The following is an 8,705-nucleotide window of genomic DNA, read 5'->3' as shown; positions in this document are numbered from 1 at the left end:
CTGTTCATTTTCTGTTGAGATCTCTGTATATTCTTGCATGATCTTTTGCTGTTCTTCTTTTGTCATCTGATTGGGCTTTCCCCGTGAGGCCGTTACCTCGTGATTCGCTTTATATTGACGCACCCAACGGGCAAGCATATTGGCATTAATATCATGCTTTCTCGCAACAACCGCATTGTTTCCGGTCTCCAATACTTCATGCACAACTTGGAGTTTGAAATCTGCGGAATAGTTTCTTCGTGTCATGGGAATCAATCCTCCTACGTATAGTATCGCTCTTATTTCGGAGGTTGTCCAACTTGATTACGGGGCTTAAGAGCACCCATCACGATGTACTCCACCATAGAACTTCCTTCCGGGAGAAAAGTCACTCACTACTACGATATTCGTGATCCTGAATTTACAATTTTAATCCGCAATAATCTAATTAAAAAAGCTCGTGCATTCTTTAATTTTGATCTAAGTAAGCGTCCATTCTCATTGACTCCCTATGGACAAGTACATGCCGAACAACAAAAAACAATGAGGTATAAAGGAACAATAATTAAAGCATGGCATGGTGTTTTTTGCATGCAGGGTGATCCGCAATTGCAACAAATCGCTTATCAAACGGGAGCAGGCGGAAAAAACGGACAGGGCTATGGTATGCTTTCTATTATATAAATTTTTGGCAAGGGTGGTGACGACAAATGATTTCCGCTATTCGTGATCTGGGGGAATGGACTCAAAGCTATAACCAAAAAGAAGTGCTAGATGTTTTGATTGAAACGATTGATCCGAAAAATTATCCTTATGCAGTTATTTTATCTTTCCAAGATGATAAATGGGAGATTGAATTAGAAGAGTATGATAAGTTTTCCTCAACTAAGTACCTCTATCGCCGAGGTTCTCCAAACGGGATTAATTATTCACCTACAGCAATGATTACTGAACTTCGCAAGACATTTACTGTTAAGTTTGCTGCCTGGTTTGAAAAGATACACAAAGAGAGCAAGGAAGAAGAATTTAAAGAACGATTCTCTATCATCAAAGTCGCGGAAATAATTGCGAAGGAAAAGGAACAAATTTTAAATGAAGTAGAGGAAAAACTGTCCGGAGTTAAAGAGGGAGCGTTTTTTACTGTAAAGATCGACGGAAAGTATTTAAAGCAAATACCCGTATTTACAGAAATTTTCCTAAAAATGGTTAATGAAAAAGACATTCAGATTTCTTCTTCCGACCGTATGTGTTCCGTGTGCGGGGAAAAGAAAAGTTTAGTTATGGGAGGATCCTCCGCATTTAAATTTTACACAATTGATAAACCTGGTTTCATTACCGGAGAATTTGATGAAAGCCGCTCCTGGAGAAACTATCCTGTATGTATGGAATGTAATCTTCTGTTACAGGAAGGGAAGCGTTTTTTAGAAGAAAATCTACGATTTAAATTTTATGGGTTGAGTTATTTATTAATCCCGCAATTTTTATTTGGGAAGCTGTCTCTAAAAGATGATGTTATTGATCTTTTGAGCGACGGGGAGAAAAGGAAAAGTCTGCAGGAAAAGAGTGTTAATAATACAATCGCAAGTGAAGATGATATCCTACACTATTTGCAGGATGAATCAGATCAATTGATGCTTCACTTGCTATTTATGCAAAAAGTGCAGGCGGCCGAGAGAATTTTATTGTTGGTTCAGGATGTATTTCCGTCTCATCTAAGGAAAATATTTGAGGTGAAAAAAGACGTTGAACGTAAGTTTGCCAGGCGGGATGGCTCATTGGAATCTTACAATTTCGGGCGTATTCGAACCTTCTTTCAAAAGTCAGACGAGGAAAAAAAGAATGCTGATTTAGATAAATATTTCTTGAAAATTACGTCGGCTGTTTTTCATGGTTCAACGCTTGACATCCGATTTCTCACAACATTTTTTTTGAAGGAAATCCGCCGTAAATTTTTGAATGACGGGGAAAATGAACAGAATGTTCGCTGGGCTGTAAGGGATGCTTTAATGAATACTTTATTCTTTGTACAGCTTGGTAATTTATCAAAAGGGGAGGGGAAACAAATGAAGGCTAGCCGTTTTGAATCTGTCTTTACGGAATACGGTCCACATTTAAACAAACCGGAAAAGAGAGCATTGTTCTTACTTGGCAGTTTGGCGCAGTTATTGTTAGATGTTCAGAAGAACATTCGCAACGCGCAACCTTTTGCGGAAAGATTAAAAGGATTGCGAATGAGAGAAAGTGATTTTTTAGGCTTGCTGCCGGACATTAAGGAGAAACTTAGGCAATATGAGAAGGATGATCGTTACAAAGGAAATGAACGTTACTTTGCTTCCGTATTGGGCGAGGAGATTTCTAGTCTGTTATTACAGGCGGGCTCCGGTTGGAAACTATCAATTGATGAAATGAATTTCTATTTTTCAACCGGTATGTATTTGAAATACAACGTATGGGCTGGACTTAATGAACAAAAAGAAGTCAGTGAAAAACAAATAATTGAATTGGAAGGCGAGGAGCTAGTAAAATGAATCGTTCTGAACTGTTGTTTTTATATGATGTTAGTTGGACAAATCCAAATGAGGATCCTGTGGATGAGAACAAGCCGCGCATCGATGAGGAAACGGGGAGAAATATCGTAACTGATGTCCGATTAAAGCGTACAATTCGCGATTATTTACACGAGTACCGTCAGCAGGAAATTTTCGTGCGGGAAATCGCTGATGAAGAAGGAATTCTCCAGGATGCCAAGCATCGAGCTGAAGATTTCCTTTTAATAGACGGTGAAAAGGTTTCTAAATCACAAATTAAAACCATTGGAGAAATGAAAAGTATTATTCGCAGCAACATGTTGCGTGATTGTATTGATGTAAGGTTATTCGGAGGAACCATTCCAATTGAAAAAAGTGCGAAAGAAAAAAGTTCAATTACACTAACCGGACCTGTACAGTTTCAGTTTGGAAGTTCACTGCACAGGGTGAAGCTGGAGTATATCAAAGGAACCGGTGCTTTCGCATCTGGAGATGGACAAACTCGTAAAACTTTCCGCGAAGAATATGTTCTCCCGTATTCTCTTCTCTCTTTTTATGGAATTGTTAATGAAAAGGCGGCGGTGCACACTGAAATGAAGGAGGAGGATGTGTTTTTCCTTTTAGATGGAATGTGGAATGGAACAAAGAACTTGATTTCCCGCAGTAAGGTTGGACAACAGCCGCGACTTCTCTTACGAATTGTATATGGCCAGGATGGGTTCCATATTGGTGAATTAAACAAACTTGTTTCTTTTACGAGTGAAAAAACGGAGGAAGCAATTCGGTACGTAACAGACGGAGTGCTGCAAATTGGACCGTTAATCGAGAAATTAGAGACGGAGAGAGAAAAGATTACCCATATTGAGTATAAAATGGATGAACAGCTTATCACTTCAAGTGACTTTGTGGAGGAGTGCGTAAGAATTGGAATTGAAGCTACGCCACTTGAATTATAAGGATGTGGAAGGCACATGAAAACCCTGGTTTTTGAATTATGGGGAGAGTGGGGACATTTTCGAAAATATTATTCCACATCATCACCATTAACATTTTCTATTATTCCTCCAACGGCGGCAATGGGAGTTGTTGCAGCCATTTTGGGATTGAGCAAAGAAAATAATGAGTATTTAAAAATCCTTAACGAAGCAAAGACACTTATCGGGATTAGGCCATGTAGTCCAGTGAAGAAAACAGCGCTTGGTCTCAATCTAATTAACACAAAGGGAAAAGTGTGGGTGCCAAAATCAAGAAAAGAAGGCGCACGTACACAAATACGGACAGAATTTTTACGGAACGCTCACTTTCGCTTGTTCGTTTCGATGGAGAATAAAGAACTCTATGAACAACTGGTTGAGCAGGTAAAACATCATCGTACATACTATACATTATCGTTAGGCCTAAGTGAGAACGTGGCGAACTTTGCTTATGTTGGAGAAATTGAAGCTGTGAAAAAATATTCGGTGGGACAGGCTATTACAATTCATACAGCGATACCTTTACACCTGGTACGCCCGGACGGCATTCCTTTTACGGAAGGAAAATATTATGGAAAAGAAAGATTGCCGGTCGAAATGAATGAAGAGCGTGTGGTTTCTTCATATGAGGAATGCTTAATTGAGATGAAGGGCCAGGAAATTGTAGCGGATATTGAATGGTATTGGGAGAGCGGCCCCTATCGTTTTGTATTTCTAAATGAGAAGGAGGAGGTAAGATAATGGGGTTACTTTCTCACCCAGATCAATCTCTTCATAAACATCTGGCAGGTGTTCTTGAGATGTCCGTGGCTAGTCTTGAAAATCGGCGAGCTTCTGGCTGGGATCCGATTCAACTGAACCACGCTGTTAACATAGCAGCTATCTTTCACGATTTTGCGAAAGCAACTTCGTACTTTCAAACATATATCACCTCTGAAAAAAAGAGAAAGACGGCTCAAAGTTCACATACGATGCTTTCGGCTATTGTAAGTTATTATGTGGCGATGCATGTTTTACAGGGGGAAGAGGAAGATGTTCTTCTCTCTTCCCTTTTTGTTTTTATGGCTGTAAGGCGGCATCACGGAAATATCCATGAGTTCAATACGGAAATAAATGCCTTGCAAGATAAAAGAGACTTATTGTTACAGCAGGCTGCGGCTATCCAATATGGAGAATGGAATAAAATAGTGGAAATGTTATCTAGTGAATTGCCTTTTTCCTTGCAAGGTATCACTCCATTTACTGTAGAGAAGGTACAATCATGGGTTTATACGTTTTATGATGAGATAGGAACGCTGCGTCGCTGGTTAAAGAAAAGATATGGGAAACGGAATATAAACAATGAAGTATCTGACTACTTTAAATATTGTGTGTTGTATTCTCTTTTGCTTGATGGGGATAAAAACCAGGCTGCCCTACGGGACATGATGTATCATGGACGAAAATTAATCGTAGCCGATACAGTAGATCATTATAAAAGGCAGCAGAAATGGGACGTCTCTTCTATGAACAATTTGCGCGAGCAGGCGTATGAAGAAGTAAATAAAATAATTGATACAGCGGCAGGAAGATTGTTCTCTATTAACTTGCCGACAGGGATGGGCAAGACGATTACTTCGTTAAATGCTTCCTTGCGTCTGCGCGCCAGGAGACAACATGAAACCGGAATAGCTCCGCGGATTATTTATAGCCTCCCATTCTTAAGTGTTATTGATCAAAACTTCTCTGTATTTGAGAAGATATTACAGTCCGGTATTGATAAACTTGATTATAGCTATTTGGTAAAGCACCATTCATTAATTGATCCTTATGAGCAAGTAAATGCTCCAAATAGGGAGAAGGATGAGCAGGAAGAGTATAATTTCGATCAAGCGCAAATCTTGGTTGAGGGTTGGAATAGTGAAATTATCTGTACTACTTTTGTACAGGTTTTCCAAACACTTTTAACAAATAGAAATAAAGCACTACGTAAGTTTCATCGATTTTCTCACGCCATTATTGTGTTAGATGAGGTGCAGGCAATTCCCGTTAAATATTGGGCACTGATGCGTGAAATGATACTTGAGTTAACTCGGGGTATGAATACCGATGTTATTTTACTTACGGCAACGGTGCCTAAAATTTTTTCTCAAGAGGACGTAGTTGTATCCCTCTGTGATAGAGACAGGTATTTCTCTGAGATGAATCGTATTTCGGTTATTCTTTGCATAAAAGAAAAGATGACGGTGCAGCAGTTTGCGGAATCTTTAGAGTTAGATAATGAAAAAAGCTATCTTTTTATTTTAAATACGATTGACGCTGCAAAACAACTACACGCTATTTTAAGCGAAAATTTAGAAGAGGATATTGGTTTTCTATCTACACATATAATTCCAAAACAGCGCTTGCAGCGTATTAAAGAGATACAGAAAGGAAAATACCGGATTGTTGTTAGTACGCAGCTGGTAGAAGCTGGAGTGGATATTGATTTTGATATTGTATACCGGGACCTTGCGCCGCTAGATTCTATTAATCAATCAGCGGGTCGCTGTAATCGGCATAATCGCCGAACCGGTACATTATACGTTGTGAACTTATGTAAAGGGGAAAGAATGATTCCTTACGCCCAATCAATATATGGGAAGATTCCTCTTGAAGTAACAATATCTATTTTAAACAAACATGAAGAAGTACCGGAACCTTTATTACTACCATTAATTGAAAAATATTTCGATGAAGTGAAGGGAAAATCGAGAAGTGAATCAGACATGTTTTTGAACAGTGTTAAAACTCTCTATTTTACAGGAGAAAGCGATGATCATCGAATTCCTATTTCTGAATTTCAATTGATTGAAGAAACGTATAAAAAAATGGATGTTTTCGTTGAAGTAGACGAAGAAGCAGCAAACATTTGGGAAGAATACAGCGAAATTCTTGAAATACCAGATGTATTGGAGCGCTATAAGCGTTTTGCACGGTTAAAAAAATCATTCCAGGAGTATGTTATTTCTATTCCATGTCATGTAGAAAATCGTCCTCCCTTATTGCATGACCAAATTTGTTTTGTGAGCAATTATGGAAAAGAAGATTATTACGATGAGCGTACTGGATTTATTACGAAAGGAGTGTCTGCAATCTGGTGATTACTGTTACGGGAACACTTGTCTGGTACTACCATATTTGCCCTCGTGAAACATGGCTCATTGCCCACCAAATTGTTGCTGACCAGGACGACTCAAACGTTGAATACGGTCGCTTTCTTCAAGAACATGTATACGAACGTGAAAAAAAGGAACTCACGATCGGCCACTTAAAAGTCGACGTAATGAAATCCAAAGACGGGCAGCTTATCGTCGGTGAAGTAAAGAAAAGCTCTGCTTCCCAGGACAGTGCGCGGATGCAGATTCTTTTTTATCTGTACGAGTTAAAACAAATGGGGATTGAAGCGGAAGGAGAACTCCTATTCCCTGAAGAGCGAAGGAAACAGCGGGTAGTATTGGATGAAGCAGGGATTAGGGACGTAGAGGGCCTAAATGAAAAAATTATTGAGATTGTCAGCAAACAGCTGCCACCTCCCCCTGTAAAAGTAAAATGGTGCCGTAACTGCGCATACCGTGAATTGTGCTGGGCGTAACGAGATACCAGGAGATGAGAGGTAAGCATATGAAAAAAAGTATCTATATTTTTACTGCTGGCTCCATATCCCGCAAGGATAATACGCTGTGCTTTGAAACTGAGCAGGGAAAGAAATACATTCCGGTTGAAGATACCAAGGAGATTTTTTTGTTTGGTGAAGTCGATTTCAATAAGCGGATGCTAGAATTTATTTCACAAAAAGAGATTTTGCTTCATATGTTTAATCACCACGGATACTATATGGGGACATTTTATCCACGTGAACATCTGAACTCAGGCTACATGATTCTTCAGCAAGCCCAGGCTTATTTGGACGAGAATCGCCGCAGGGATATAGCTATGAGATTTATTTACGGTGCAATGGACAACATGCAGCAGGTGTTGCGCTATTATAAGAACCGCGGGATAAATATTGAGGATATAATGGGTTCCCTGTCGAACCTAGCGGACAGGCTTCCAGCATGCGAAACTATTGAACAGATGATGGCGATTGAAGGTAATTACCGTGAGCAGTATTACCAGGCGTTTGACAAAATTATTGATGAGAAAAATTTCGTTTTTGAAGGCCGTTCTCGCAGGCCGCCATTAAATCGATTAAATGCATTGATTAGCTTTGGTAATTCGGTTTTGTATACGATCGTTCTGAGCGAGATATATAAAACACACCTTGATCCACGCATCGGCTACTTACATACGACTAATTTCCGTCGGTTTTCATTGAATTTAGACATAGCGGAAATCTTTAAACCACTTCTTATAGACCGGGTGATTTTTACTCTTCTAGGTAAAAAAATGATTACTGCGAAGGATTTCGAGAAAAAGTTGGATGGCATTATTCTAAATGAGAAAGGTAGACGCACATTTTTAGAAGAATTAGAAAGAAGGATGGCGACAACGGTGAAGCATCGCGAACTTGGACGAGAGGTTTCCTATCGACGTCTGATTCGTATGGAAGTATATAAATTGCAAAAGCACATTATTGGGGAAAAGGAGTACCAACCGTATGTCTCACGCTGGTAGACCATACGAAAAAGGAAGGGAAAGCTATGTTCGTCATCCTTGTTTATGATGTGGGCGTAAAACGAGTGAATAAGATTTTGAAAACCTCACGAAAATATTTAAATTGGGTGCAGAATTCTGTTCTTGAAGGAGATATTAGCGAGGTAAACTTTAAAAAATTGAAAACTGAATTGTTAATGTTAATGGATACGGCAGAGGACTCTATTATTTTTTATACATTTCGAACAAAAAGCTATTCGAAGCGGGAGGAATATGGATTGAAAAAGGGAGGGGAAGATATCTTTTTGTAGGACGATGATCAAATAAAAAATGAAGTGTATGTGGCGGATTAAAAAAGCTTCTTGATTGTCGTCGGCCTATAGTGATGTAAAAAAACCGGGGGATCGACGACAGGTGAAAAACAGGAATACCAAAAGGTTTCATAAACTGACTTGTTTTCTGTTATGATTGTTATTAAGCAAGAAAGTTGATTTTTTGCGATGAAAATGGGTTTTTAGACTACCTATGAGGAATTGAAACGACTTTCCAACTTGGCTTTCTCATTTGTCTGCTTTATGGTTTTTAGACTACCTATGAGGAATTGAAACTA

General features: G+C 39.1%; 9 protein-coding genes. 8 read left to right on the top strand and 1 reads right to left on the bottom strand.

Going from position 1 to position 8,705, the window contains the following annotated elements; genetic code table 11:
* Positions 1 to 246, bottom strand: a 246-nt coding sequence (locus H525_RS25910; RefSeq protein ID WP_027416650.1) for a transposase, incomplete at its 3' end; no start/stop codon positions are given.
* Positions 247 to 330: 84 nt separating this feature from the next.
* Between H525_RS25910 and cas6 the strand changes: the two genes are divergently transcribed.
* From cas6 to cas2, 8 genes are read left to right on the top strand one after another with little or no spacing between them, the layout of a single operon-like run.
* Positions 331 to 663, top strand: coding sequence for a CRISPR-associated endoribonuclease Cas6 (cas6, locus tag H525_RS25255; RefSeq protein WP_051331243.1), 333 nt, complete (start codon positions 331 to 333; stop codon positions 661 to 663).
* Between the two features lie 26 nt (positions 664 to 689).
* Entirely contained in the window at positions 690 to 2,507 is a 1,818-nt protein-coding gene (locus tag H525_RS25250; RefSeq protein ID WP_051331242.1) for a TIGR02556 family CRISPR-associated protein, read from the top strand.
* Positions 2,504 to 3,463 carry a type I-B CRISPR-associated protein Cas7/Csh2 gene (gene cas7b / locus H525_RS0122290; RefSeq protein ID WP_027417997.1) on the top strand — a complete coding sequence of 320 codons (960 nt, stop codon included), beginning with the start codon at positions 2,504 to 2,506 and terminating at the stop codon, positions 3,461 to 3,463. Before H525_RS25250 ends, cas7b begins: the two co-directional genes overlap by 4 nt.
* A 15-nt stretch (positions 3,464 to 3,478) precedes the next feature.
* Positions 3,479 to 4,222, top strand: coding sequence for a type I-B CRISPR-associated protein Cas5b (gene cas5b / locus H525_RS0122285; RefSeq protein ID WP_027417996.1), 744 nt, complete (start codon positions 3,479 to 3,481; stop codon positions 4,220 to 4,222).
* The gene (locus H525_RS25245) at positions 4,222 to 6,603 is read left to right on the top strand and encodes a CRISPR-associated helicase/endonuclease Cas3 (RefSeq protein ID WP_035102404.1); all 2,382 of its coding nucleotides are present in this window, start codon (positions 4,222 to 4,224) and stop codon (positions 6,601 to 6,603) included. The genes cas5b and H525_RS25245 overlap by 1 nt, the downstream gene beginning before the upstream one ends.
* Positions 6,603 to 7,094: a CRISPR-associated protein Cas4 gene (gene cas4 / locus H525_RS0122275; protein WP_211237063.1), complete on the top strand. Its 492-nt coding sequence runs from the start codon at positions 6,603 to 6,605 to the stop codon at positions 7,092 to 7,094. Before H525_RS25245 ends, cas4 begins: the two co-directional genes overlap by 1 nt.
* 29 nt (positions 7,095 to 7,123) lie before the next feature.
* The gene (gene cas1b, locus H525_RS0122270; protein WP_027417994.1) at positions 7,124 to 8,116 is read left to right on the top strand and encodes a type I-B CRISPR-associated endonuclease Cas1b; all 993 of its coding nucleotides are present in this window, start codon (positions 7,124 to 7,126) and stop codon (positions 8,114 to 8,116) included.
* A 26-nt stretch (positions 8,117 to 8,142) separates the two neighbouring features.
* Positions 8,143 to 8,406, top strand: a complete 264-nt coding sequence (gene cas2 / locus H525_RS0122265; protein WP_027417993.1) for a CRISPR-associated endonuclease Cas2 — start codon at positions 8,143 to 8,145, stop codon at positions 8,404 to 8,406.
* Positions 8,407 to 8,705 lie beyond the last annotated feature (299 nt).

It is taken from the genome of Aneurinibacillus terranovensis DSM 18919 (genome assembly GCF_000430625.1).
In the GTDB taxonomy this organism is placed as follows: Bacteria; Bacillota; Bacilli; order Aneurinibacillales; family Aneurinibacillaceae; genus Aneurinibacillus_B; species Aneurinibacillus_B terranovensis.
This window is presented reverse-complemented; position numbering and strand designations above follow the sequence as displayed.